This window comes from Blautia sp. BIOML-A1 (genome assembly GCF_009883055.1).
GTDB lineage: Bacteria > Bacillota > Clostridia > Lachnospirales > Lachnospiraceae > Blautia_A.
In genome coordinates, this window is record NZ_WWVR01000006.1 from 20,576 (window position 1) to 46,316 (window position 25,741).

The following is a 25,741-nucleotide window of genomic DNA, read 5'->3' on the forward strand; positions in this document are numbered from 1 at the left end:
AGGCTTATGGAAAGTACATTCGGACTTGAAATTTATGCTGCCAACAGACAGTTTTTTGCAGGAAGAGCCAAATCACTGATCATCCCGGCCGAGGATGGACAGAAGGAATTTCTGGCACATCATGCCAATATGATCTGTGCGATCGTTCCGGGTGAGATGCGCTTTGAGGATTCTGAAGGGAACTGGCTGACAGTTGCGGTAAGTTCAGGTTTTGTTGAGATGATCAACAACCGTGCAAAGCTGTTCTGCCTGACTGTGGAACGTCCGGAAGAAATTGATATCCGCAGAGCAGAAGAGGCAAGAGACCGTGCGGAAGAGCAGCTGCGTCAGAAACAGAGCATTGTGGAATATCACAGAAGCCAGGCTGCACTCGCAAGAGCGATGACAAGACTTCGTGTCAGCAAAAATATATAAAAGTAACTGCTAAGACATGAACCGGTTACGGGATGTGAACAGAGAACAGTTACAAACCAAAGTCAGCAAAACAGGACTGCGATTCAGAAATGAATGTGGTCCTGCTTTTTTAGCTTCCAAGTTACTGCGAACGGAGTTAACAGTAACGTTGCTGAAAAATGTCTGTTTTTTCCTACAGGATGATAATTGTAAAGAAAATGCTGCTATGCTATAATTGTCACATTACTTATAATTGCAGAGTCACTCTGCGTGATAATAATTCATATTGCTGTTGATGAATGAACAGTAATGATCTACCGCGAAAAAGATTGGAAATGTTTTGAACTCGTTGTCTGAAGTGGAAAAACTGTAAGGAGACAGAACAATTACAATAAACTATCGTAACCAGACAACAGAGTATAAGAAAGGTTAACTTAAAAAGTATGGCAAGTATTAAAGATGTGGCACAGAAGGCCGGAGTAGGGGTCGGTACTGTGTCCAGAGTAATAAACGGCAGTGGTTATGTTGCCGCTGATACCCGCAAAAAAATTGAACAGGCGATCAGTGATCTGGAATACACGCCGAATGAACTGGCAAGAAATCTGTTTCGCAATCGAACCGGTATCATAGGCGTTCTGATCCCTGACCTGGATCATCCGTTTTTCTCCTCATTTGCACGAGAGACAGAGGTGGCTCTATATAAAAGAGGCTACAAGGCGATGATCTGCAATACAGTAGGAAGCAGCAACAGAGAACGCGACTATCTGAATATGTTGGACCGCAATATGGTGGATGGAATCATTACCGGTGCACATACATTGCATTGGAAGGAATATGTGAACCGGAAGCGTACAATTGTCGCACTGGATCAGGATTTCGGTCCGGAGATTCCTATGCTAGGGTCTGACCATGCTTATGGTGGTAAGCTGGCAGCAGAGATCATGCTGAAAAATAACTGTAAGAGGGTCGTCCACATCACTGGTATTGCTCCGAATGTAGCGGCAAATGACAGACATATCATATTTGAAGAGACGTTGAAGAAGCATGGAGTGGAAGTCCTGGATCTGACCATGGAATGGAATCTGTTTGATCACCAGTCTTACTGGGATGCAGCAGCCGAGGCAATGGAGAAATATCCGGATGCAGATGGTGTATTTGCAGCTGACCAGCCGGCACTCTGCTATATGCACCTTGCCCTCAAAGCAGGGAAAAGAGTCCCGGAGGATCTCAAGGTGATCACTTATGATGGCATGGATGTCAGCAGAATCTGCTATCCGGAGGTAACGGCTATTTGTCAGAATGTGAAATTTCTGGCAGAAACCTGTGCCAAAAGTGTCATAAATCTGATAGAAGACAAGGAACCCGTTCCACACAGACAGATTTTATCCGTGGAATTAAGGCAGGGACAAAGTACCTATCCGGTTGAAATTGATGGTAAATTATAAGATATAAACAAAAAACATAAAAAATATAGCATAAAAAGAAAAATATATCAGCATTTAAACAAAAAAATCTGACAAAATATTAAAACATGCAAGGCTCTAAAATGGCTTTGCATGTTTTTTGTATGCTAAATAGACTATGTTAAAAAAATAACATATACACATATACAATATGCACAAAATTAAAATGCTAAAATTATAAAAATGCACGGAATTGTGCTTGGAAACGAGTTTTTAATCAAATTCTGTTGACAAATACACTTCATGGAAGTATGATAAAGACACGATATGGAACGGCTTCCACAAAAACCTCTCGAACAAACTTATAAGAATCGGCTGTTTGAGAATATGGAACGAGTTCTAAAATATTTCCTTTCGCGCGGTGGAAATAAACATTAAAGGAGGATTAAGAAATGAAAAAAACCATTAGTCTGGCAATGGCAGCAGCACTTGCAGTTTCAGGAGCAGCAACAACTGTACCGGTATTCGCAGATGACGTGACAAACATCACAATCTGGAGTCCAACAGACAGAGAATCAATTGAAGCATGGTGGAAAGAAAAAATTTCCGAATGGAACGAAGAACATCCTGAGATTCAGGTAAGTCGTGAAGCAATTGACCGTTCAGACTCTTACGCGTATGATAACAAGATTGCTACAGCAGTTACATCCAACGATCTTCCGGATATCTTCTATGTAGACGGACCGCAGGTTTCCTATTATGCAGCTAATGGAATCACAGTTCCGCTGGATGACTATTTTACAGATGAAGACAAAGCAGATTTCGTAAAGTCTTCAATGACGCAGAATACATATGATGGCAAATTATATGCTGTAGGTGCAACAGAATCTTCCGTAGCATTCTATTACAACAAAGATTACCTCAAAGAATGTGGTGTAGATACAGATGATCTGGATTCCCGTACACTCGAAAATCCTCTGACAACAGATGAAGTTGCTGAGATTGCTGAAAAATGTACAACAGATGATTATGTAGGAACACACATCATCATGGACCACGGCGAAGGACTTCCATATGCTCTTGAACCGCTGTATCTTTCTGCTGGAAAAGATTATATCAGCGAAGATGGAAAAGAAGCCGATGGATATGTGAACAGTGAAGAAGCAGTAAACACAACAGCATGGCTTGCAGATCTGATCGCTAAAGGATATGCAAACGTTGAACCGATCACAGATGAATTCCTCAATGGTGCATGTGCAACAATGATCGGTGGTTCATGGGAAATCGCAACACTTGAACAGAATGCTGATTTTGACTGGGGTGTAACTTATTATCCGGTTAATGCTGAAACTAAAAAAGCAGTTTCCCCATGTGGTGACTGGGCAGCAGCAATCTCCAAAGACTGCGAGAACGCAGATGCAGCAGGTGAATTCCTGGCATGGCTGATGAATACTGATAACGTAGCATCTTATGCAGCAGCAATTGCAAAACCTGCAACACGTTCTTCTGCTTATGAAACAGAAGCAATGGCTGAGTACAAAGAAGGTGCAAGAGCTCTTATCGTAGATCAGCTTGAAAACACAGCAGTTCCGCGTCCAAGAACTCCTTCCTATGCTACTTTCTCCGCAGCATATGCAGAAGCAATGACAAACATCTTCTCTGATGCGGCAAGTAATGAAGAAGCAGATACAGATTATATTCAGTCTGAATTTGATACAGTGGTAGATACATTTACAGAAGACTACGAAACATATTACGCTGAATAAGAAAACAAATAAATGAAAACGAAGCCGCATCGGCAAAAAAGCGGTGCGGCTTCGCTTTTTCTGGATAAGAAAAAGGGGGAAAGGCAATGGCAAAGGCAGAAAAAAAGAAGCTTTCCGGCCGTAAACGTGATGAAAGAGTGGCTGCATATATTTTTGTAGCACCGGCAGTGATTCTTCTGATTGCATTTCTTGTTGTACCTATGATCTATACCGTATATTTTTCAGGATTTAAATATCAGATCATGAGACCTGATGCCATGAAATTTATTGGTTTAGAAAACTATCAGAAGCTTTTCAGTGACAAAAACTTCTGGCTTGCATTAAAAAATACAGTGTACTTTACTGTAATTGTTGTTCCGTGTCAGTGTGTACTCGCACTCGCACTTGCACTTCTGGTTTCAAAGAAGTTCCGTGGAGTGGCTGTTTTCCGTACCATGTACTTTGCACCACAGCTTACTTCTATGGTAGTTATCTCCGTACTGTGGTCTGTACTTTACAATGCAAACCCGAACACAGGTCTTATCAACTCCATTCTGGTATCTCTGGGAATGAGCCCGATCAAGTTCCTGAGTGATGCAAGCACAGCGATGAATTCTATCATCTTTATGTCTGCATGGCAGGGCGCCGGTTATCAGATGATGATCTTCCTGGCAGGTCTTCAGGGAATCCCGAGAGACCAGTACGAAGCAGCATCCGTAGACGGTGCTACAAAATTTAAACAGTTCCTTTATATCACTATTCCTGGGCTGAAGGGAACAATTAAATATGTAATCATGATCACTATGATCCAGGCAATGAAACTCTTTACACAGCCATATATCATGACACAGGGTGGACCGAAAAACTCCACAAAGACTCTTGTATACTATATTTATACACAGGGCTTCCAGAAGGGTAACTTTGGCTATGCCTGCTCGATCGCGGCTGTATTCTTTGTAATCGTAGTATGTATGTCTATGGCTATGAAGAAAGTAACTGCGGCAACAGACTGAGAAAGGAGGATATAAATATGAAAAAATCAATGAGGTTTTCTAATACATTTGGAAAATTTATGTTCTATTTTGGAAATATTATCATCGGTATCATCTTTGTATCTCCTCTGATCTGGATGATTTCCGCATCACTGAAGCCAGAGGCTAAGATTTTTGCAAATATGGATTCACTGACTACTTTTTTACCAGTTCAGGCGTCCTTGAGTAACTATGCAGAGGTATTTTCACGATTGAATATGCCACTGGTATTTAAGAATACACTTCTGTATATTGCATTGATCCTGGTTCTTGATCTTCTTGTAAACTCCATGTGCGGTTATGCACTGGCTAAATTTGAGTTCAAAGGTAAAGGTGCAGTTCTGAATCTCGTAATTGCACTGATGGTATTGCCGATGGAAGCTATCATGCTCCCGCTTTATATTGAAATGTCTCAGCTTGGCTGGGTAAACACACTGGCTGCACTTGTTATTCCTTTTGTTGCAAAATGCTTCTCAATTTATATGTTCCGGCAGTTCTTCTGTGATGTTCCGGATGACCTGATTGAAGCAGCGGCAATTGATGGCTGCAGTCCGATCAGAACTTTCTTCCAGATTGTTATGCCAATTTCCAAAACTGTGTATGCTACAGTATTTATTCTTGATTTCGTAGCACACTGGAATGACTTTATGTGGCCATTCCTCGTTATGACAGGTGAGGATAAACGTACGATCCAGCTTGCAGTTCAGTCATTTTTTGGTACCCAGCCGGTGCACTACAGTGCCATCATGGCAGCCCTGGTTGTCTCTGCGATCCCGATGATCATTATGTTTATCTTCATGCAGAAATACTATGTAGAAGGTATTGCATCTTCTGGTATCAAAGGCTAAGTTTTAACTCGGATCAGAAACAGGAAACCATGATGTCAGGGTCTTTTGTTACCATGCAAAAAACCTCGCGGGATACTATCCTCTGAATAGTTACAGAATATTACCATAAGGAGAACGAATGTATGATTAGTGAGAAATTACAGAAGGCCAGAGAATTTGAACAGGAACAGTTGAGCAAAATTTCTCCGGAAGAACGTCCTTCTTTTCATGTGACTGGTGGTACAGGCTGGATCAATGATCCAAACGGATTTTCTTATTACAATGGAGAATACCATCTGTTTTATCAGTACCATCCATATTCTAATGAATGGGGTCCGATGCACTGGGGACATCTCAGCAGCAAAGATATGCTTGCATGGAAAAGACTTCCGGTAGTTATGGCACCGGAAGAATCCTATGATAACTTTGGATGCTTTTCCGGAAGTGCTCTGGAGCTTTCTGATGGACGACATCTTCTGATGTACACTGGAGTTGGCTTCGTAGGCGATACTCCGATGGCAAACGGAGAGCTTCCGACTCATCAGACACAGTGTATCGCTGTGGGTGATGGTATCAATTATGAGAAATATGAAAACAATCCGGTCATTACCGGAGATGATATTCCGGAAGGCGGAAGTAAAGTAGATTTCCGTGATCCTAAGATCTGGAAGGAAGACGATGGCTATTTTTATGCTGTGATCTCCAATATGACAGGTGATGGAAACAGCAGAATTCTTCTTTACAGAAGTCCGGATGCTTTCAAATGGGAATATGTAACGGTTCTGGATCACAGCGATGCCAGACTTGGCAAGATGTGGGAATGTCCGGACTTCTATGAAGTTGACGGTAAACATGTCCTTGTGGTCAGTCCGATGGCAATGCTTCCGGAAGACCTCAAATTCCATGTGGGACACAGCGTTATCTATCTGACGGGAACCTACAACAAAGAAACCCATGAATTTGTAAGAGAGGATGTACAGCCTCTCGACAGCGGAATTGATTTCTATGCTCCTCAGAGTATGCTCACTCCGGATGGACGTCGTGTCATGATCGCATGGATGCAGGCATGGCCGAATTCCAAGTTTGTTCCGGATGGAGTGAAATATTTCGGACAGATGACAGTTCCGAGAGAAATCAATTATCGTGATGGAAAACTGATCCAGCAGCCGGTAAGAGAAATCGAAAATTATCGTGGCGAACTGGTTGAGCATCACAATGTTGAAATCACAGAAGAAACAGCTCTGGATGGAATCAGCGGACGCGTTATTGATATGACCGTAAAACTGAAGGTGACAGATGATCTCCATAAGTTTACAATTAAACTTGCAGCAGATGATACCTATTCTTCATATATTACCTATGATCCGGCAGAAGAAATTCTGAATATTGACAGAAGCAGAAGCGGATATCTCTACGACATCCTCCACAGCAGAGATATTCGGGTGAAACCGGTAGATGGAGAAGTGACATTGAGAATCCTTATGGACAAATTCAGTGTGGAAATCTTTATCAACGATGGAAGCCAGACTGCAACAATGGTTCTGTTTACCCCGCAGGACGCAAATCAGATCACTTTTGCAGCAGAAGGTAAAGCAGAGATCAGTATTGACAAGTATAACCTTGTTTTCTGATAAAACCTCCCAAAAGACAGGCGTAAGCATTAAGCGCGCCTGTCTTTTTTCTGTTCATAAAGGAGAAGCTGTGCTATACTGAAAGGCAGACAAACGGGGATTTTCCCGGATAAATTTACAGAAAGAAGGACAGCAGAATGAGTGAGACAAGAAAGCTGTATTATGAGGATGTATATCAGAAGGAATTTACTGCAGAGGTTCTGGAATGCAGGGAGACTGACAGAGGATATGAGGTTGTTCTGGATCAGACAGCCTTTTATCCGGAAGGCGGCGGCCAGCCATGTGACCTTGGTACCATAAATGGAATTTCCGTTGTGGATGTACAGGAAAAGGGAAGTGAGATTGTTCATTATACAGAGAAACCGCTGGAAACCGGAAGCAAGGTAACAGGAAAAATTGACTGGGCCAGAAGGTTTGATCTGATGCAGCAGCATTCCGGAGAGCATATTGTCAGTGGACTGGTGCATGAGGCATATGGATATGACAATGTGGGATTTCATATGAGCAGTGATGTGATCACAGTAGATTTCAGCGGGGTTCTGACAGAGACACAGCTTGCTGAGATTGAGGCGGAGACAAATCAGAAAATATGGGAGAACACTCCGGTAGAAATTTTTTATCCGCCAAAAGAAGAACTGGAAAAACTGTCCTACAGAAGCAAAAAGGAACTTACCGGTCAGGTGCGTCTTGTGCGTTTCCCGGGTTCTGATCTCTGTGCATGTTGTGGAACGCATGTCACACATACAGGAGAGATCGGTGCGGTCAAGATCCTTTCCGTAGAAAATTTCCATGAAGGAATCCGCATGACCATGATCTGTGGAAAACGTGTCATGGATTACCTGAATATGATAGATGACCAGAATCATCAGATTTCCGTGAAGCTTTCTGCAAAAACAGGCGAGACAGCGGCAGCGGTAGCCCGGCTGCAGGATGAAAATTTCCGGCTCAAAGGTAAAGTCAGTCATATGGTAGATGAACTTTGTGCGACAGAGGCAAAGAGATGGGAAGATGAGGGAAGTGTCCTTCTATTCCATGACGGACTGGAGTCAGATCAGGTTCGCAGAATGGCAGACGCTGTTATGCAGACATGCTCCGGCTGCTGTGCGGTATTCTCAAAGGGGGAAGACGGCAGCTATAAGTATGCCATGGGAGAACTAAATGGTGATCTTCGTCAGTTCACAAAAGAAATGAATGCAGCGCTGAATGGAAGAGGTGGCGGAAAACCATTCTTTGTACAGGGTTCAGTGAAGGCATCTGAGGAAGAAATCCGCGGATTTTTCCGCCAGTAAGAGGTAGGATAAATGTTTGGTGAATGTCATGCACATATGTTGATGGATGGAATCGATTACCGTGAGGCGGTTAAGCTGCACAGAGAATATGTATGTGAGTCAAAAATCCGGGAGTATTTTGAGGCTTACAGAAGAGCAGGGGTTTCTTTTGTACGTGACGGAGGAGATAACTGCGGAGTTTCCAGAAGAGCCGCACAGATTGCCGGAGAATATGGGATCGATTATAGGACACCGGTTTTTGCTATCCATAAAGAAGGACATTATGGCAGGATTGTCGGACGAAGCTTTGGCAATATGAGAGAATTCCACCAGAGAGTCCGGGAAGCGGCAGCGGAAGGCGCAGATTTTATCAAGATCATGACGACGGGACTGCTGGATTTCCGAAAACATGGTGAGATCACAGGTACACCTCTGGATAAGACAGAGGTCAAAGAGATGGTGCATATCGCCCATGAAGAGGGATTTGCCGTGATGAGTCATACAAATGGAATTTATGGCACGCAGGCGGCGATCGAGGCGGGAGTAGATACACTGGAGCACGGTAACTATATGGATGAAGAAACGCTGACCATGCTGGCTGACAGTCATACGGTGTGGGTTCCGACTCTGGTGACGGTCCGTAATCTTCTGGGATGCGGAAGATATGAGGATGAAACTCTGCTTCCGATTATCCATCGGGCAGAAGAAATGGTCAGAACAGCTTTCAGAAAGGGCGTCAAAACAGCTCTTGGGAGTGATGCGGGAGCCTATTGCGTACTTCATGGAGATGGAATCTGTCAGGAATATCAGTCCTTCAGAGAAATACTGGGAGATTCAAAGAAAGTGCAGGACTGGCTGAGAAACGGAGAGGAGATCATCCGAAAGAAATTCAGAAGAAGTTAATAGTTATAAAAACAGAAGATGCCATAATTCTCAGAAGTGCTGAGAGTTATGGCATTTTTTCAATATTTATATCTATGCATCTTCGATGTTGAGTGCACAGAGAATATTGGATTTGCGTGATTTGGCAGGATTGAAAGTAATCTTAACGGAACTTCCGCTGAGCAGTCCGCCTGTAGAGGAATTGGAAGCATTGTCTATATTGCAGGTAACATACACATTATCATAAGTCAAAAGAGTGAGCGTATTGGAGGTTGAAGCGATAATGTCGCCGGATACAGCAAAGGAAATCCTTTGCTCACTGAGTGATTCGGGAACATCTCCTGTGACTTCGAGGATGGAAATATTCTCTGTAGTGCTGCCGTCAAAATCACCGGTATAAGTGATGGTGACATGAGATCCCGGAGTCGGGCCTCCACTGAAATAAGATGGAAATCGGGACAGATCCAGTTTTATGGTGGTATTTGTACTTTCAATAGTTATCTGCAGGATGTTGGTTTGGATACTCTGGATCACAGCACGCAGTTGGTTCTCCTTTTTACGCTCCTGATCTTTGGAAGGGGCAGGAGTTGGCGTCGGGTCAGGAACCTTAAGAGGATCAATATCAGAGATACTGAGCACTTTGACATGAGAACCGTATAATCTGGAGGGATTTTCCGGATCGGGGGTCTCCAATTCGCCTTTGTAGTGAATATAAACCCAGGTACCTGCCTTGAGGCCGTTTTGATAATACTGTTCTGCACCGGTGCTGGGGAAAGTGGCAGTTTTGCCGCCGCGGGATTTTATGGTGACAGAATTTGCAGTGAGCTGCTGGATCTGTCCATGAGAAGTTTTATCCCTCAGAGTATCGGTTGTATGATAATCATCAACCACCTTAAGTGCACGGACTGTAGAGGTGTCGGTATCGGTAAGCTGTCCCTCATAGATTACACTGACAGAGTCTCCGCGGATAATACCATCCTCCGATTCCAGGGTGGCCTGAGAAACATCAAACGTATACGGTTGAGAAGAACTGACAAGAGTGAGTTTGTTTCCGGTGAAACTCTGGACAGTTCCCGGCAGTTCATCCATATAGATGCGCGTGCTGTCAGGATGGATATCCTGGATTTCCTGATTATCAGAAGACATGATCCTGTTGAGGAGATTCTCAGGGCTGCAGCCTGACAACAAAGGAATAAATACACTGCAGAATGACAAAAGAAGCCATTTTTTCATTCTGTTCCTCCCTGTGGCTGAACTCGGAACCAGTATGTATAGAAATCTGTGAATCCGAGAGATGCATAAAGTCTTTTGGCAGGGGTATTTCCCTGTACTACCTGTAAGTAAGCATTCTGTGCACCCTGGTGCACTCCCTCTTTGAGAAGCGCAGTACATATCTGGCGGGCAAATCCCTGCCCGCGATAATTTTCTTTAACATGGATCGCATAGATACCGATGTAGTCACGATCCAGGATGCCGAGGCCAGTGGCAATGATCTTGCCGTTTCTCCAGACAGAAGCACAGATGGTATCCTTTGGGATTGCACGGTACATAGAAGGAACCACTGCACGGTGGATCGGATTTGTCATTTTTTTGAGATCAAACAGGCTGGTGATCCAGATATCCGGAATCTCATCGGTAAGTGTTACGTCTGAACATTCGGCACTGAGATTGGCATTTTCCAGATGTAGAGTCATGACTTCTGTTGTATGCTGGATCTCATATCCACGGTTCTCCAGAGTATAGTCAAAATCCGGTGAGACCAGAGGACTGATCTTGAAGATTGCAGGTGAGCCAAGGCGTTTGTAAACGTCTTCGCAGTAGGAGACCTTTTCTCTCCATGGCAAGGTTGAACTGCCAAATTGTTCAACGCTGTTGGTTCTGTGTGTATAAAAATAAGAAAACCGAAGAATCCAGCCGTCATAAAGTTCCATTTTATGTGAAGGCCAGGCATTTAATGACATATCTTCGATTTTTTTGATGTTTTTTTCCATGAAAATGCCTCCCGTTTCAAAACTATGTATTATTATACTGTGCGGCAAGTACTCTGTAAATACAGGATAAATATTACCTGTGAACAGTTACACATATTATACAAAAGCCCTCAAAAAACTGCAATAAGCCTGAGGCGAAGACAGGAAGAAATTTGACAAAAAAGCAGAAACAGGCAGAATCTGGCTGTCTGGATTTGGTGAACGAATTTTCTTTACAAACAGCAGAAGCCAAGACTATAATAAGACTCACCAGAAATCTTCTGGTATTCCCACCGTCGGTTCTGACGGAATAACCCCAATTTTTTTATAATCAAATATCAGGAACAAGGAGGCGGATTATTTATTGCTGATCAAATGCTGCTTCTGACGATTGCCGGTGTATCTGTAATTATGGATCTTTACAGTATGAAGGTTAAGAACAACTGGATTTTATGTTCTCTTCTGGCAGGAGCAGGGTATTGCTTCTGGAAGAGTGGTTTTGCCGGTCTTATAAGATTTGTGCCGGGAGCTCTGGTGCCACTGGCAATCCTCGGGTGGATGTTTTATTTTCGAATGCTTGGTCCAGGTGATATTAAAGTATTCTGTGCACTGGGAGGAATCATGGGTCCTGCGAAGATTCTGTGGTGTATCTGGTTTTCCTTTCTGTGCGGTGCAGGAATTTCGCTTGCACTTCTGATCTGTTATACCGATATCAGAAAGAGAATGAGTTATCTGGCAGCATATCTTGCTGAATGCATCAGGACGGGAAGGCCAAAGCCTTATTATCAGACGGGAAATACACTGGAAAATATTCATTTTACAGTACCTATTTTTATGAGTGTGATGCTTTATACAGGAGGTTTATATTGAAAAAACAAATTTTTGCAGTCTGTGACCTTGAAGCGGATTATGCCCGGAATTTCATGGAATATCTGAATCGAAGAAATAATCTTCCGTTCGAAGTCCAGGCATTTACAAGTGTGGAAAGTCTGGTAGCTTATGCACAGAAAACACACGTAGAATTGCTGTTGATCTCAGTGGATGCCATGTGCAGGGAAGTTCGTGAACTGGACATTGGAAAGGTTGTGATTCTTACAGAAGGAAGCAGACCGGAAGAGTTGGATATGTATGCAGAGGTCTATAAATATCAGTCTTCGGCAGAGATCATCCGTGAGGTGATGGCGTGCTATGGGGAAGAAAGAGATGTTTTTCCCATACAGAGCCCTGCATTGAAAAAGAAGACAGAATTTCTGGGTGTGTATTCTCCTCTTGGCAGATGTCTGCAAACTTCTTTTGCATGGACACTGGCACAGATATTAAGCGAAGAACGTGCAGTGCTTTATCTGAATATGGAAGAATATTCCGGATTTGAAGAACTGATGCATCAAAAATTTTCCTGTACACTCAGCGACCTGCTTTATTATGTAAGACAGAAAAGTCCAGGCATCATTCTGAAGCTGAACAGTATGATTCAAAATGTAGGAAAACTCGATTTTGTCCCACCGGTACAGCTGCCGGAGGACATCAGAGAAACCGCCTGGAAGGACTGGGAATATCTTTTTCAGGAACTGCTTCTTCATGGCAGCTATGATGTGATCGTAGTGGATATGGGGAATGGAACAGAAGAACTCTTTCAATTGCTGGAGTTATGTAAGTTTATTTATATGCCTGTATGTACAGATCTCATTTCCCAAAGTAAACTTCAGCAGTTTGAAAATCTTCTTGATACGAGAGGATATTCCCATCTGCTTGAAAAGACTGTAAAAATGAGTCTTCCCTTCTGTGAGACATCAGGAAATGCAGATTATCCGGAATCCCTGATATGGAGTCCGCTTGGAAACTATGTGAGAGAACTTCTTGGAAAGGAGACTTCACATGAACAGTGACTGCTTCAGAGTACTCCGACAGCGTCTGATGGAAAAGCTGGATCTGGCGAGAGAGTTATCAGATGAAGAGATTCTGGAAGAGATTGATGATCTGCTCCTGAATGGAACACAGGAAGAGGCACTTTCACTCAGAGAAAAAATAGCACTTCGGCAGGAACTCTTTTATTCTGTACGAAAACTGGATGTTTTGCAGGAGCTTATTGACGATAATACTGTGACAGAGATCATGGTGAATGGACCGGATCATATTTTTGTGGAGCGTGCCGGGAAACTGAGAAAATGGGAAAAAGGATTTACTTCCAGAGAAAAACTGGAAGATGTTATACAGCAGATTGTAGGAAGATGCAACCGGGTTATTAATGAATCCATGCCTATCTGTGATGCACGTCTGGAGAATGGTGCCAGAGTAAATGCAGTGATTCGTCCGGTTGCCCTGGAAGGACCGATTCTTACAATACGAAGGTTCCCGGATACACCGATCACAATGGAGAAGCTGATCGCTCTTGGCAGTCTTCCGCCGGAATGTGCACAGTTTCTGGCAACACTTGTAAAAGCAAGATATTCGATGGTTATCGGCGGAGGAACCGGCAGTGGGAAAACTACATTTCTGGGAGCATTGTCCAATTACATTCCAAAAGATGAGAGACTGATCACGATTGAGGATAATGCAGAACTTAAAATCCAGGGAGTGCAGAACCTGGTTCGTCTGGAAGCCAAGATGGCAAACGTGGACGGAGGTACTTCGATCACAATACGCGACCTGATAAAAACAGCACTTCGAATGCGTCCTGACAGAATTGTAGTAGGAGAAGTCCGCGGAGGTGAGGCGGTTGATATGCTTCAGGCACTTATATGTACTATATAATAATTATATATATAACGTATATAAGGATGGAAAATATAGATTAGAGGGAGAGACATAGGAACGATATGAACATTAAGTATAGGTTATTGTGTAAAAGGTTAATAGAGGAAAGGAAGAGAGTAGGTGTCATTCAATATTATAATGTACTGTTCATAATGGAGTTAGTGTCAGATAAAGACATATGGTCTTTAGAACAGTGGGTGAATGGTATAAATAACATATATATGAAAGATATACATAATTGGTGTAGAATACATTTTGTTAAATATCACACTGTATTTGTTTACAGGAAAGAGTATCCGGTAAAAGCAAATATTTGGAATGGGTATTCATATATAAGGTGGCGGATGGAGCGGATGATGAATTTGGGATAAGATAAAATAGTGATTGCATGTAAGAGAGCCTTAAAGCAGGGTGTTCTTTTGAAAGTATGGATAGAATAAAGGCTGAAGGCTCTGCGCTATTCGTTTGGCAGAGCCTGAGTATTCTCCTGATCCGTAGAAAATAAATCTAACTGACCTTCTGGAGTGGAACTTTGACCGGATTCATCTTCAGTTGATGGTTCTCTTTTTTTGGGTGTTTTATGAGTGTATAATTTCTCAAAAGGAAGTGAATACTTGGATTTTTTATTGTATTCTAGTAAAAGAGCTTCTGCGAATCCTAATGAACCGGCACGACGTTCTCTGGCAGTACGACTGATTTCTCTGACAGAGACACGCCCAACTTTTTCTTTAAAGGTGTCATCTTTCATTGTTTCTCCATAAGCATTATCCAGACGGGCAATAGCATTAAGCATATTGGAACTAAAGGACATAGGCGCACCTTCCCATGTGGCAACACAAAGGCGTAAAACACGATCAAGAGTGTGAAAACCATATTTTTCATAGATATTAATTAAAGTGGATACAGCACATATACCTCCGGGGCGAGAGGAAGAAGTAATAGTGAGATCATATGATTCAACAAGGTCACGAATAATAAGTTCTCTATCATTACCAGCTTCAATATTAGCCATGAATATTTCATAAGGTAATAACGATTTGACATATTTCATCTGATTTGCAAAAATATCTGCTTCTTGGGTGTAAACAAGATCATCATAAACCATACACCAGACAGGAGTTTCTCTTGATCCAGAGACGAGAGCAACAATCTCTATAGTGTGTTGTCCGTTGAACACATAATTTATCCCATCACGTCTACTTACTTTTACAGGGTTTATCTGATAAAGGTCAAAATTAGCTGCAGCACGCTGAACGTGTTTGATGGAAAGATTACGTTGATAATCTTGATTTGAACATAAATTTTTAATAGGTATTTGCTCAAAATGCACTTGGGGAACAAACTTTTGTAAATCTTCGGTATTTCCATCCATAATTATATTTCCTCCAATTTTTTTAAAATATTATTTGTGGTTGATATTAGGCACATAAGCTGATATTTAAGCTTATATTTTGCTGTATCAGATGCAATTTTAAAATCTGAAACTTTTAATACCCTTTCGATAGAACTGTTCCACGAGGGAATCGTCAATGTAAGACTTGCAATTTCCGCATCTGGATCAAATTGTGGCAGGTTGCGTATTGAAGGAATAGAAACGGAAGATTCTTTCCTTAACATCGGTTTGGCGTAATTATTCCATAGTAATTCCCTTTTCATATCATGATAACTGAGATGTTCTATCTTTTCGGCAAGAAGGTAGTTATTTAGGCTTAAAAGCTGCTCTTTTGATAATCCTGAAAGCTCAATAATATTAGCTTGGGAAATCCAGAGCTGACCAGAACGAACTCGTTTGACAAAATCGGGAACTTTTTCATCAATTATATCTAGTGCACTACTGTAAGCAGAATATTTGTAAACGGTAGCCATTGCTACATTACATTCTTCGGATATTTTTTTCGCTGCGATGCTTGCACCGGAAATATGAGATTTATTCGTAGATGAAAGTTGTCTTGAAACTAAAATTTTTTCAGCATCATATTTTTTCCCAATCAGGTATTTTTTATTGATATTGGTTAAATCCTCTCGTTTAAGTTGGTCAGTACATATCCATGAAATTACATCTTCTTTACTGGAAAAATGGAGTCTTTTTATTCGGAAAGGAATACTGTGTTTACGAAATAATTCATACGCTTCTATACCATTAATGACAATACCATTCCATGTGCAGATTGGGGTGTGATAGGAATGACATAATATCTGTTGTTCAAGTTGTTTATAATCTTTTTCACTGAGATATTGATACAAATTGGTGAATTCTAGTTTTGTTTTTAATGTATATATACTATAATTGCGCATACTCATCTCCCATTATTTCTGATTTGAATTCTGTTTGTGGCAGTTTTGTGATGATGTTATCCATGGAAAATAGAGCTATTTTCTTATCTGGGTAAATATTGCCTTCTAAACGAAAAATGTTAAATTTCTCCCAAGAAAGGTTAAGCTGGGAAAGTGAATATAGTAATTCTCGGCTGTACAATTCATAACTGTTACCATTGATGACAAAATAATCCTTAACTTTATGTGCCAATTTATCCTCTGCACAACTAGCCTTTATACCTATCATTTTTTGATCAGGATTAACAAGAAGTTGAATATATTCTGGGTTACCAATTTGACGGAGTGTATTGCGGTGGATTCGTATACGATTCTTTTTAAAGTCAATACATATTAGTGGATGGGAAGAGTGTTTGTTGTTCATAGGATTTTTCCTCACTTTCTGTTGTTGATGGTTCTTTTGCTTTTTCTATGGATTTATCAGTTGCCTTCTTCTTTTCTTGTATGTCAAATACTGCGTAGCCTTCAAATATATTGACTTGCATTGATTTTTGATGTTCTTCCACTGGAATACCGAACTGATTCTTCCATTCTTCAGGATAAGAAGGTGTCCTAGCAGTGGTTACAGTTCCATTGTCTTTTAGTGTACGAGGAAATATTTCAGGTGAAGTTAAATCGAAAATGAACAGTATTTCATTGCCAGAACGAATTAGTTTGCCGAGAATCTTGTACCGATAATTAGGATTCCAGTCCATGAGAGATATCACTTTAGCAAAGAAAATTCGACAGGTGATTTGTTTTGGCGAACGCTTTTTTCCAGAGGAACACCAACGAAAAGAGTCTTTTTCTTCTTCTCGACAGGGACGGACAGCCAGTTTTTTTTCAATGGGATTGACTAATATTTGCACATATTCGACATCGGGTAGTTTTTTTATGCAGGCGGTATTTACAGATACCTTGTAGTTATTAAACGTAAACGAAGGTTCGTAAATATGAGCGAAGAATTCGCCACGTACAACTTGATAACCGTCATAGCTGAAAGAATCATCGTCAATGACTTCCATTTGATTTGAGGGGCTGGGTGCGACTGTTATTGGCATAGGTGTGTTGATTTTCATCATATCAGAAGGTTCTGTAGTCATATTCCATTGATTTATAGGTTGCTCGCTCATTGGGTGTCTCCTTTAATTTCTGTAATAATATTCTTTATATTTTGTATAATGGTTTCTTTGGGAGTGGTTTGTAGCTCGGGCTCTTTATAAGGTTTACTTTCTGAAGCAGTCTGCCAGTTTTTGTCCGCTGTAAATTCTGTTAATTCTGGCGCTTGAGACTGAGTATAGTAATTATTACCGAAGCTATTCATCCAGTCGGCAGGATAAGCTAACACACTCTTAGAATCAGATATTGTATCAGGCGTGTTATTGTTGAGGGCGGATACGTCGTTGGTATTTGTCGGTATTCGTATTTCTGTATCGTCCATGTTGAAAATAAGGACATTTTCATTGTCTTTTTGGTGGGCAACTCCTAATATTCTATATTTGCATTTTTTGTCCCATTTAAATATCTCGTATAATGTTGGCAAAAATGCAGCGCCGGAAATTGGTTTTGGAATAAGTTGACCATCTTTGAGACGTGACCACTGCACTTTATTTTTTGTTTCAGAGGAACATGGTCGGATAGCAAGTAGTTTTGAGCTTGGGTGTATTAGCAGTTCGACAAATTTTATGTTTGGAAATTTCCGTATAGCATCTTTGTTAAAAGAGATCTGTTTATATGAAAAAGAAACAGAAATCCGACCAACAGAGGAGAAAAATTGTCCTCTGGCAACTTCATAGTCTCTTAAATCGAAGGAACCGGCGGAAGCAGTAATTGTATCAGGTACATTCATATTTGCCGGTTTAAGGACGCTTTGAGATGCTTCAAAGTAGTCTCTGGCTTTAAATCCAGACCATCTTGGATTAATGCTTATAAATCCACTTAGAGAGCCTTCTTGTATCACATGTAATTCTGGTAAAATCTCTTTATTTCCATATTTCGCATTTGTAATTAATTTTTGAACAGCTATGAAATCATCTCGGGAGATAATAGCTTCGTGATGTCCGACTTTTCTGTATTGATTACGGTCTTGATTGTTTTTCCTTGATTTATGGTCAAGATAATTTGGAGTCCATGTTTTTCTCGCCAGAACATCCCCACAATGGCGTTCATTTTGAAGGATTTGTAGTATGGTACTGGATGACCAGACATCATTATTCTTTTTTGTTTTACAACCGAGTTCTGTCAAAGAATCAGCAATTTGTTGAGTACTGCTTCCATTCAGATACATATAAAAAATAAGCTGCACAATTTTAGCTTCATGTGGATTGATTACAAGATCTCCATTTTCGTCTTGGTCATATCCGAGCAGAGGAGGTGTAAGGAATATTCCCCGACGAAAACGCATTTCAATGGAAGAATTCATAATTTCACTTTTGGTATGACTTTCTTCCTGCGCAAGTGTTGACATGAATGACAGAATCATTTCGCTTTTGGGATCAAGAGTATTTAAATGCTCTGTTTCAAAAAATACACCGACGGGTGGACGGAGTGAAGAAAGCTCTCGTACATATCGGATACAGTCAACAACGTTTCTTGCAAATCGGGATACACTTTTTGTTATGATTAAATCAATTTTTCCGGCTTCACAATCTTCAATCATTTTTTTGAATGCATCTCTATGTTGAAGCGAAGTGCCGGAAATGCCTTCGTCGGCATATATTTCTACAAGCATCCAATTCGGATTTTTATTTACTACATCCTGATAATGATTTTTCTGCAATTCATATGAGGATGTTTGGCGTGGATCATCCGTAGATACCCTTGCATATACAGCTACTCGTAGTTTTTTTTCTGTTTTAAAAATATCCTCTGGTGGAAGTGCCGGAATTACTTCCAGTTCTTCTGGATCAATACCTTTGTATCTTTGCCGGATTCTGGCTTTCTGTTCATCAATATTACTGCTTCGTTCTTCACTTTCTTTCATCAATAGCGACATCCTTTATAGTTGATATAACTATCATAGAATTTTTTGATTGAAAAAGACATAAACCATCAGTTAAGTGATTAACGGATGGTTTATGTAGAAATAGATATTTGATTGTTATTGAATGATTTAATAATCATTCGGGTTATCAGCATCGTAATTGTGTCTTGAGGATAGATGCCAATCATTGATTCGTAAAATGTTTTTGATGGCTGAAAGAACCTCGAATATGTAACGTTTTTCAGTGCTGGTACAATCTGCCATTAATAAATCAATGTCAGTTTGATATTCCGTAGGATTGTATAACAAGTTCCCATAGAGTAATTCATCAATAGTAATTTCAAGTGCGTTGCTAATTTTGATTAAAGATTCTAAACTGGGTTTACGCTTGGCATTTTCTATATAGCTTATATAAACAGTAGAAAGATCAGCAATTTCAGCCAGCTCCTCGGCAGATAATCCTCGTTGTTTGCGGGTTTCTCTTATACGTTTGCCTATAAGTGCATAATTTATTTCCATGTCCTCACCTCCTTTCCATCACAACTTGACTTTTTTGTGTTGTAGATAGAAAAAATGGTGAGCTATACAATAGCAATTGGTTGTATAAAGAGAAGTATATCATATGTATATAGCAAAAAGAAGATTGTCGATTGATGCGAGAAAAAGGCGATAAGTTGTAATTGAACAACAGCGAAAAAAGGGTTATCATTTATGTATTAAAAATTATGTCTGGGAGGAAAATACATGGCAGATAAAGAGGAAATCAAAACATTGGAGGAATTAGAGGAAAAAGGAAGAATACTGCGGGAGTACAAAGAAAAATTCCGGCAGATGTGCCAAGAAAATAAAATGATAAAGGGTTCGACAGTGCTGAAACTATATGATAAAATTGAAGAGGTACAAAGAGAATATGAGCATTTAGATAATAAGCTGACATTAATGGAATACAACTTTATATAGTTCTATTTTTTTTGTTTAAATACTACTGTTTCCCTTAGTAAATACTTGTAAGATACATCTCTAATATTTTTGCGGATTTCTAGTTACAATTAAGGTAACTACTATCGGAAAGAGGTGTATTTACTTGCGCACAGAGGATTATATTGCGGACAATATTATAGCTTTATGTAAAAAACGTGATATGAGCAAATATCGGCTGTCACAGTTGACTGGTATATCTCAATCTTCGATTGGAAAAATTATTGCTAAAGAAAGTTTACCAACTATGCCTACTGTAGAAAAGATATGTGATGCACTGGGAGTAACAATGGCACAATTCTTTGCCGGAATGGATGTTCCAGTAAGTTTATCAGAATCACAACAAGAGGTTCTGAATATTTGGAATAATCTTGATGAAAAAGAACAGAATGTAGTGATACAAATGCTCCGGGGACTTCAAAAATAAAGGAAACAGTTGTAACGAAAATGTTGACTGTTTCTTTTTTTATGGAGTTGGGAGATTATGGTGATTGAAAAGAAATATTATGATATTGCACAGCGTGAATTGGAAGAAATGCAAAGAGAAATTAATGAAGAAAAAGCGCAAATGTCAGAAGAAGAGATACTAGAGGATAAAAAATGGCATGATGAACAATTGGAAACAATTATTAAAAAGGCAGAAGCTCATATGCGTCGTTTTAAGAAAGTTCCAGATCCTCAAAAAGTAGTGAAATTCACTTTTTTACAAAAAGATGCATTGGAAATTGCACGAAATATGCAGATGAATATAAAAACTGAGCGTAAAGAAGATGATTTATGGGGGACGATAGAAATGTCATTTAATAATATGTGGTTTTTAGATTCGGCTCCTAGTGAATGGAAAGATATTTGGAATAACTTGATGAAAGAAGCTCAGAGAGTGTATATAGAAGCAAAAGATAACATGATCATGTATCAATATTATTATGATTTGGCGGTAGAAGTTCCTTGTGTGCAGACACAATACAAATAATGATATATGAATGCTGTTCTGTAATAATTTTATGATATACTGTGGATATGATATGTAAAAATAGTCGGAGAAAGATTTGTGAATGCACGATTATTTAGGAGGAAAAAGCATGACAGATGCAGAACAAAGAGAGGCTGCCCGTCAATTTGTAAACCGATGGATGGGAAAAGGGAAAGAAGATGAAGATGGACGTTCTTATTGGATTGATTTATTGACGAATGTTTTGGGAATGGATAATGTGACAGAACGTTTGAACTTTGAAAAGAAAGTTGTAATTGATGGAAATACAAAACGTATTGATGTATATATTCCTGAAACGCGAGTGATTATTGAACAGAAGAGTCTTGGAAAAGCCTTGGATCAGAAAATCAGGAATTCAGGAGATGTTGATCTCACTCCATTTGAACAGGCAGACAGATATAATGGAAAGCTAACTTTTGATGAAAGAGCTCGGTGGATTGTTACGTCAAATTTTGCGGAAATTTGGATTTATGATATGAACCAGAAACAGCCAGAACCGACAAAGATTGCTTTAGATGAATTACAAAGCAAATATCCATTGTTGGATTTCTTGGTGGAAAAAGAAGTAAAGACAATATCGCATGAAATGGAAGTATCAATAAAAGCAGGAGATATTGTTGGGCTTATTTATGATGCGTTTTTAAAACAATATCGTATACCGGATATTAAAGAAAAAGATGAAACGTCCGAACAGAAAGAAAAAAGAGAGCATAAACTAAAGAGCCTGAATGCTTTATGTGTACGGATTGTCTTTTGCTTATATGCAGAAGATGCTGGAATTTTGGGTAAGAGAAATATGTTTCATGATTATTTGGTAACATATGAAGTAAGGGATTGTCGAAGAGCATTAATAGAATTATTTAAAGTATTAGATACGCCGATATCAGATCGGGACGAGTATTTGGAGGAAGATCTTGCTCAGTTCCCATATGTAAATGGCGGGTTATTTGCTGATGAAACTATTGAGATACCACCTTTTACAGAGGAAATTAAAGAATTACTTCTTACAAAAGCGTCAGAAGATTTTGATTGGAGTGATATTTCTCCAACTATATTTGGAGCCGTATTTGAATCTACATTAAATCCTGAGACCAGACGTTCTGGAGGAATGCATTATACATCTATCGAAAATATTCATAAAGTCATTGATCCACTTTTTTTGGAAGATTTACAGAAAGAGTTTAATGCAATAAAACAAATTCAGGTAAAGCGGACTAAAGATAAAAAGCTGGACGAATTTCAGAATAAATTAGCAACACTTACATTCCTAGATCCGGCATGTGGTTCTGGAAATTTCCTCACAGAAACGTATTTATCACTTCGACGTTTGGAGAATGAAGTGATACGTGAAAGAGTTGGAGGACAAATGACTTTAGTAGAAGCTCATAACCCAATTAAAGTCTCAATACAGCAATTTTACGGAATAGAAATTAATGATTTTGCAGTAACCGTTGCAAAGACAGCACTATGGATTGCAGAATCGCAGATGTTAGAAGAAACAAAAAGTATTGTTTATGGATTTAATGATGATTTTCTTCCTTTGAAGACATATGTAAATATTACAGAAGGAAATGCTTTAAGATTGGATTGGAATGAGGTCATTCCAGCAACAGGTCTATCTTATATTATGGGAAATCCACCTTTTGTTGGATATTCGTATCAATCAGAAAGCCAAAAGAAAGACATTGAGAATGTATATGTAGACGAAAATGGAAAATCAACTTCAACGGCAGGTAAAATCGACTATGTCGCGGCATGGTATTTTAAGGCTGCAAAAATGATGGAGGGTTCAGAGGTTAGAACGGCATTTGTTTCTACTAATTCCATTACACAGGGAGAGCAGGTGTCTTATGTTTGGACTGAACTATATAAACAGTTTAATATTCATATAGATTTTGCACACAGGACATTTGTATGGGGAAGTGAGGCAAAATTAAAAGCGGCGGTTCATTGCGTTATTATAGGTTTTAGCACATCAATGTCAAAGGGAAAATGTCGTTTGTATGATAATGGAGCGGTTGAAGAAACGGTACAAATTAGTCCGTACCTAATAGATGCTCCGATTACTTTTATTAACAGTCGTACTAATCCATTATGTAATGTCCCTAAGATAACAAATGGAAATAAACCAGTGGATGGGGGATATTTGTTTTTGTCACCAGACGAAAAAGATGAACTCATACAAAATGAGCCAGAATCTAAAAAGTTCGTTCGCAGGGTTTATGGAGCAGAGGAATTTATAAATTCTAAAGAGAGATATTGCTTATGGCTGAGAGATATTTCTCCAAAAGAATTAAACAAGTTGCCGATGATAAAAAAGCGTGTTCAACAGGTTCGTGAATTTCGATTGAAAAGCACAAAAGCTGTTACTGTAAAAAGTGCGGATTCACCAACATTGTTTCAACAAATTAGACAGCCAGATGAACCATATATAATTGTACCAAGGGTATCATCGGAAAATAGAAGATATATACCGATGGGATATGAATCGCCAGAAACGATTATAACGGATTCTGTCCAGTGTATTCCAAACGCTGATTTGTATACATTTGGAATTATTACCTCTAACGTACACATGGCATGGACGAGAGTAGTGTGTGGTAGATTAAAGAGTGACTATAGATATTCTGCAAAAATCGTATATAACAATTTTCCATGGCCGGAGCCAACAGAACAGCAGAAACAGAAAATCGAAGAAACAGCACATAGAATTTTGGATGCCAGAGCACTTTTCCCAGACAGTAGTCTCGCAGATATGTATGATCCGTTGACCATGCCAACAGAATTACGTAGAGCGCATATCGCAAATGATAAAGCAGTTATGGCAGCATACGGGTTTGGAACAAAGATGACTGAGGCTGAATGTGTAGCTGAGTTGATGAAACTCTATCAGAGAATGGTAAAAGAAAATTAAGGGGCAGTACAAAATGAAAAATTGTTTTTATTACTGACAAGTGTTCTTTTGATAGGTCTGACTGCTTGTGGAAATAAAGAGCCGGAGTATTCATTGGAATTTATTGAAGGGAAAACAGTGACGATTGAGGATAACGAGTATGTTGGAGCATTCTTCAATTTTACGAATAATGGTGATGCAACTACATATTGTCCAAATGATAATGAAATGAAAATTGGCTTTGAAACATCAAAACTGGTTAATCTGCAATCGAAAGGAATTATTTATTTGTTAGAAAGTAAAATTCGTTCAGACAATAGTTCTACAGCATTGCTTGGATTTGACAATTACAGTTTGGAACATTTAATGCCAAAGAAATGGAGAAATAATTGGGGGGCTTGTGCGACAGAAGATGATGCAAAAAAGAGAGATTCTCTATTACTGACATTGGGGAATTTGGCGATTATTCCGCAAACTTTAAATGCATCTATACGTGATGCTGCATGGAATGTAAAAAAGGCGGGAAAGGGACAAAATAAACCAGGTTTACTTTTGTGTGCGAGCGGACTTTATACATTACATGACGTACTTCAAAAAAATGATTGGAACGAACATGAAATAGAAAATCGTGCAGAATGGCTCTTAGCTAATGCACAGAATATTTGGAAAATATAGAATATTTCAAATCCATAAAAGCTGAATGAAAACCAATATGGGAATTTTACAGGTGGTACAAAATTTGTAAAATTTTCATATTGGTTTTTTGTGATTTGTAAAAAATCATAAATTTGGATACTGAGTAAGGTTTTGGATTTTTATTTTTTATGTATTTTTCAATTTTGGATAAGGCTCCGAAATTGGCAATTTTGCGGAAGTGTATCCACACTTCCTGTCCTTGCTGTTTTTAAAATCACATAGTGATTTCACAGGGATATAGAGATATTTAGTCTATTTTATATCCCTGTGTTGTGACCGGAAAAATTCGGGGAACCAAGTGTATATTTATGCTGAATGTGAGGGACTGGGGAGCACAATCCTCAGCAAGAATCCTACGTCCGGAAAATATCATATTGCTAAAATAGCGATATGGTATTACCGGGGTGGATCTTGCTCTAATGTGTACAGTAACCTCGGCATAAATAGAAAGAATGGGTTTGGGGAATCCCCAGCAAGATAAAAACCTGATGAAAGAACATTTGTCGGAAAGACAATATTGTTAAACACAGGTGGATCTTGCTCTGGGGTAAGAAAGAAGTATCTTTATATTATCAAAATGATATTTGGAGTTTATGTTGTTGGAAAGTCGTAAGCAGGAAGATAACTTCCAGTTGTCGGTGCAAATATAATGAATAAAAGTGTCCAGTACATTTTTTGTGATGGGTATTTTGGTGGAATCCACTTTTATTTATTTTTGAATAATAAAATTTTGAATCTGCAGCCGATAGAAGCAGATGGTTATAAAAAGCTTTTGATAACTATGAGTGCAAAAACAGATAGCTGCGAAAACTTATTATGAGCTAATAGCAAAATTTGATATTTTGTGATATTGAGGGTATGGGGAATCGTAATCTCCATTAAGTTCGTCAGAGAATCATAATCCAGAAATGGGATTTTGAGTTACTCTAGGCGATACTTGCTTTAGAAAATGATTTGCCATAATGAGTTAGAACATGGGA

The 25,741-nt window shown here is 39.5% G+C and carries 24 protein-coding genes; 16 read left to right on the plus strand and 8 right to left on the minus strand.

Going from position 1 to position 25,741, the window contains the following annotated elements; all coding sequences use genetic code 11:
• Positions 1-6: 6 nt before the first annotated feature.
• The 8 genes from atpC to GT674_RS04480 all read left to right on the plus strand — a co-directional run bounded on the left by atpC (position 7) and on the right by GT674_RS04480 (position 9,201).
• Positions 7-414 carry an ATP synthase F1 subunit epsilon gene (atpC, locus tag GT674_RS04445; RefSeq protein ID WP_022213962.1) on the plus strand — a complete coding sequence of 136 codons (408 nt, stop codon included), beginning with the start codon at positions 7-9 and terminating at the stop codon, positions 412-414.
• 422 nt (positions 415-836) lie between these two features.
• A complete protein-coding gene (locus tag GT674_RS04450; protein WP_161284622.1) occupies positions 837-1,838 on the plus strand; it encodes a LacI family DNA-binding transcriptional regulator in 1,002 nt (333 codons plus the stop codon).
• Between the two features lie 410 nt (positions 1,839-2,248).
• Positions 2,249-3,562 carry an ABC transporter substrate-binding protein gene (locus GT674_RS04455; RefSeq protein WP_227239553.1) on the plus strand — a complete coding sequence of 438 codons (1,314 nt, stop codon included), beginning with the start codon at positions 2,249-2,251 and terminating at the stop codon, positions 3,560-3,562.
• Between the two features lie 86 nt (positions 3,563-3,648).
• Complete coding sequence (locus GT674_RS04460) at positions 3,649-4,554, plus strand: carbohydrate ABC transporter permease (protein WP_118252160.1); 906 nt, start codon at positions 3,649-3,651, stop codon at positions 4,552-4,554.
• A gap of 17 nt (positions 4,555-4,571) precedes the next feature.
• On the plus strand, positions 4,572-5,420 hold the full coding sequence (locus GT674_RS04465) for a carbohydrate ABC transporter permease (RefSeq protein WP_192925980.1): 849 nt from the start codon (positions 4,572-4,574) through the stop codon (positions 5,418-5,420).
• Positions 5,421-5,542: 122 nt separating this feature from the next.
• Positions 5,543-7,030 (plus strand): glycoside hydrolase family 32 protein, encoded by a 1,488-nt coding sequence (locus GT674_RS04470; RefSeq protein ID WP_161284623.1) that lies wholly within the window; start codon positions 5,543-5,545, stop codon positions 7,028-7,030.
• 137 nt (positions 7,031-7,167) lie between these two features.
• Positions 7,168-8,319, plus strand: coding sequence for an alanyl-tRNA editing protein (locus tag GT674_RS04475; RefSeq protein ID WP_161284624.1), 1,152 nt, complete (start codon positions 7,168-7,170; stop codon positions 8,317-8,319).
• A gap of 12 nt (positions 8,320-8,331) precedes the next feature.
• Positions 8,332-9,201 carry an amidohydrolase family protein gene (locus GT674_RS04480; protein ID WP_161284625.1) on the plus strand — a complete coding sequence of 290 codons (870 nt, stop codon included), beginning with the start codon at positions 8,332-8,334 and terminating at the stop codon, positions 9,199-9,201.
• Positions 9,202-9,273: 72 nt separating this feature from the next.
• Here the strand turns inward: GT674_RS04480 and GT674_RS04485 are convergent, their stop codons facing one another.
• Together GT674_RS04485 and GT674_RS04490 are read right to left on the minus strand one after the other, a co-directional pair.
• Positions 9,274-10,413: a hypothetical protein gene (locus tag GT674_RS04485; protein WP_161284626.1), complete on the minus strand. Its 1,140-nt coding sequence runs from the start codon at positions 10,411-10,413 to the stop codon at positions 9,274-9,276.
• A complete protein-coding gene (locus GT674_RS04490) occupies positions 10,410-11,171 on the minus strand; it encodes a GNAT family N-acetyltransferase (RefSeq protein WP_161284627.1) in 762 nt (253 codons plus the stop codon). Before GT674_RS04490 ends, GT674_RS04485 begins: the two co-directional genes overlap by 4 nt.
• A gap of 354 nt (positions 11,172-11,525) precedes the next feature.
• On the opposite strand from GT674_RS04490, the gene GT674_RS04495 reads away from it, so the two are divergent.
• Genes GT674_RS04495 through GT674_RS04505 form a run of 3 tightly spaced genes read left to right on the plus strand, consistent with a single transcriptional unit; the run spans position 11,526 to position 13,901 of the window.
• On the plus strand, positions 11,526-12,020 hold the full coding sequence (locus GT674_RS04495; RefSeq protein WP_227239558.1) for a prepilin peptidase: 495 nt from the start codon (positions 11,526-11,528) through the stop codon (positions 12,018-12,020).
• Positions 12,017-13,036 carry a hypothetical protein gene (locus GT674_RS04500; protein WP_243149054.1) on the plus strand — a complete coding sequence of 340 codons (1,020 nt, stop codon included), beginning with the start codon at positions 12,017-12,019 and terminating at the stop codon, positions 13,034-13,036. The genes GT674_RS04495 and GT674_RS04500 overlap by 4 nt, the downstream gene beginning before the upstream one ends.
• Complete coding sequence (locus tag GT674_RS04505; RefSeq protein WP_330585467.1) at positions 13,026-13,901, plus strand: ATPase, T2SS/T4P/T4SS family; 876 nt, start codon at positions 13,026-13,028, stop codon at positions 13,899-13,901. The genes GT674_RS04500 and GT674_RS04505 overlap by 11 nt, the downstream gene beginning before the upstream one ends.
• 460 nt (positions 13,902-14,361) lie before the next feature.
• On the opposite strand, the gene GT674_RS04510 is transcribed toward GT674_RS04505, so the two are convergent.
• The 6 genes from GT674_RS04510 to GT674_RS04535 form a co-directional block, all read right to left on the minus strand.
• Entirely contained in the window at positions 14,362-15,276 is a 915-nt protein-coding gene (locus GT674_RS04510) for a DUF6551 family protein (protein WP_055155695.1), read from the minus strand.
• A gap of 2 nt (positions 15,277-15,278) precedes the next feature.
• The gene (locus GT674_RS04515) at positions 15,279-16,199 is read right to left on the minus strand and encodes a hypothetical protein (protein WP_055196442.1); all 921 of its coding nucleotides are present in this window, start codon (positions 16,197-16,199) and stop codon (positions 15,279-15,281) included.
• Entirely contained in the window at positions 16,186-16,602 is a 417-nt protein-coding gene (locus GT674_RS04520; RefSeq protein ID WP_044999283.1) for a hypothetical protein, read from the minus strand. The genes GT674_RS04515 and GT674_RS04520 overlap by 14 nt, the downstream gene beginning before the upstream one ends.
• Positions 16,562-17,350, minus strand: coding sequence for a hypothetical protein (locus tag GT674_RS04525; protein WP_055177523.1), 789 nt, complete (start codon positions 17,348-17,350; stop codon positions 16,562-16,564). The genes GT674_RS04520 and GT674_RS04525 overlap by 41 nt, the downstream gene beginning before the upstream one ends.
• On the minus strand, positions 17,347-19,200 hold the full coding sequence (locus GT674_RS04530; protein WP_161284629.1) for a recombinase family protein: 1,854 nt from the start codon (positions 19,198-19,200) through the stop codon (positions 17,347-17,349). Before GT674_RS04530 ends, GT674_RS04525 begins: the two co-directional genes overlap by 4 nt.
• A gap of 129 nt (positions 19,201-19,329) precedes the next feature.
• Complete coding sequence (locus GT674_RS04535; protein WP_015513588.1) at positions 19,330-19,719, minus strand: helix-turn-helix domain-containing protein; 390 nt, start codon at positions 19,717-19,719, stop codon at positions 19,330-19,332.
• A 225-nt stretch (positions 19,720-19,944) separates the two neighbouring features.
• Between GT674_RS04535 and GT674_RS04540 the strand changes: the two genes are divergently transcribed.
• The 5 genes from GT674_RS04540 to GT674_RS04560 all read left to right on the plus strand — a co-directional run bounded on the left by GT674_RS04540 (position 19,945) and on the right by GT674_RS04560 (position 24,740).
• On the plus strand, positions 19,945-20,160 hold the full coding sequence (locus GT674_RS04540; RefSeq protein WP_055057201.1) for a hypothetical protein: 216 nt from the start codon (positions 19,945-19,947) through the stop codon (positions 20,158-20,160).
• Between the two features lie 124 nt (positions 20,161-20,284).
• Complete coding sequence (locus GT674_RS04545) at positions 20,285-20,605, plus strand: helix-turn-helix domain-containing protein (protein ID WP_013976760.1); 321 nt, start codon at positions 20,285-20,287, stop codon at positions 20,603-20,605.
• A 57-nt stretch (positions 20,606-20,662) separates the two neighbouring features.
• Positions 20,663-21,151, plus strand: a complete 489-nt coding sequence (locus GT674_RS04550) for a hypothetical protein (protein WP_055297401.1) — start codon at positions 20,663-20,665, stop codon at positions 21,149-21,151.
• Positions 21,152-21,260: 109 nt separating this feature from the next.
• Positions 21,261-24,086, plus strand: a complete 2,826-nt coding sequence (locus tag GT674_RS04555; protein ID WP_161143471.1) for a DNA methyltransferase — start codon at positions 21,261-21,263, stop codon at positions 24,084-24,086.
• A gap of 93 nt (positions 24,087-24,179) precedes the next feature.
• A complete protein-coding gene (locus GT674_RS04560; RefSeq protein WP_055057189.1) occupies positions 24,180-24,740 on the plus strand; it encodes an HNH endonuclease family protein in 561 nt (186 codons plus the stop codon).
• Positions 24,741-25,741: the final 1,001 nt, after the last annotated feature.

Coding starts and splice junctions, on each gene's coding strand:
- atpC (WP_022213962.1), top strand. CDS start 7: ATGGAAAGTACATTCGGACTTGAAATTTATGCTGCCAACAGACAGTTT.
- GT674_RS04450 (WP_161284622.1), top strand. CDS start 837: ATGGCAAGTATTAAAGATGTGGCACAGAAGGCCGGAGTAGGGGTCGGT.
- GT674_RS04455 (WP_227239553.1), top strand. CDS start 2,249: ATGAAAAAAACCATTAGTCTGGCAATGGCAGCAGCACTTGCAGTTTCA.
- GT674_RS04460 (WP_118252160.1), top strand. CDS start 3,649: ATGGCAAAGGCAGAAAAAAAGAAGCTTTCCGGCCGTAAACGTGATGAA.
- GT674_RS04465 (WP_192925980.1), top strand. CDS start 4,572: ATGAAAAAATCAATGAGGTTTTCTAATACATTTGGAAAATTTATGTTC.
- GT674_RS04470 (WP_161284623.1), top strand. CDS start 5,543: ATGATTAGTGAGAAATTACAGAAGGCCAGAGAATTTGAACAGGAACAG.
- GT674_RS04475 (WP_161284624.1), top strand. CDS start 7,168: ATGAGTGAGACAAGAAAGCTGTATTATGAGGATGTATATCAGAAGGAA.
- GT674_RS04480 (WP_161284625.1), top strand. CDS start 8,332: ATGTTTGGTGAATGTCATGCACATATGTTGATGGATGGAATCGATTAC.
- GT674_RS04485 (WP_161284626.1), bottom strand. CDS start 10,413: ATGAAAAAATGGCTTCTTTTGTCATTCTGCAGTGTATTTATTCCTTTG.
- GT674_RS04490 (WP_161284627.1), bottom strand. CDS start 11,171: ATGGAAAAAAACATCAAAAAAATCGAAGATATGTCATTAAATGCCTGG.
- GT674_RS04495 (WP_227239558.1), top strand. CDS start 11,526: ATGCTGCTTCTGACGATTGCCGGTGTATCTGTAATTATGGATCTTTAC.
- GT674_RS04505 (WP_330585467.1), top strand. CDS start 13,026: ATGAACAGTGACTGCTTCAGAGTACTCCGACAGCGTCTGATGGAAAAG.
- GT674_RS04510 (WP_055155695.1), bottom strand. CDS start 15,276: ATGGATGGAAATACCGAAGATTTACAAAAGTTTGTTCCCCAAGTGCAT.
- GT674_RS04515 (WP_055196442.1), bottom strand. CDS start 16,199: ATGCGCAATTATAGTATATATACATTAAAAACAAAACTAGAATTCACC.
- GT674_RS04520 (WP_044999283.1), bottom strand. CDS start 16,602: ATGAACAACAAACACTCTTCCCATCCACTAATATGTATTGACTTTAAA.
- GT674_RS04525 (WP_055177523.1), bottom strand. CDS start 17,350: ATGAGCGAGCAACCTATAAATCAATGGAATATGACTACAGAACCTTCT.
- GT674_RS04530 (WP_161284629.1), bottom strand. CDS start 19,200: ATGAAAGAAAGTGAAGAACGAAGCAGTAATATTGATGAACAGAAAGCC.
- GT674_RS04535 (WP_015513588.1), bottom strand. CDS start 19,719: ATGGAAATAAATTATGCACTTATAGGCAAACGTATAAGAGAAACCCGC.
- GT674_RS04540 (WP_055057201.1), top strand. CDS start 19,945: ATGGCAGATAAAGAGGAAATCAAAACATTGGAGGAATTAGAGGAAAAA.
- GT674_RS04550 (WP_055297401.1), top strand. CDS start 20,663: ATGGTGATTGAAAAGAAATATTATGATATTGCACAGCGTGAATTGGAA.
- GT674_RS04555 (WP_161143471.1), top strand. CDS start 21,261: ATGACAGATGCAGAACAAAGAGAGGCTGCCCGTCAATTTGTAAACCGA.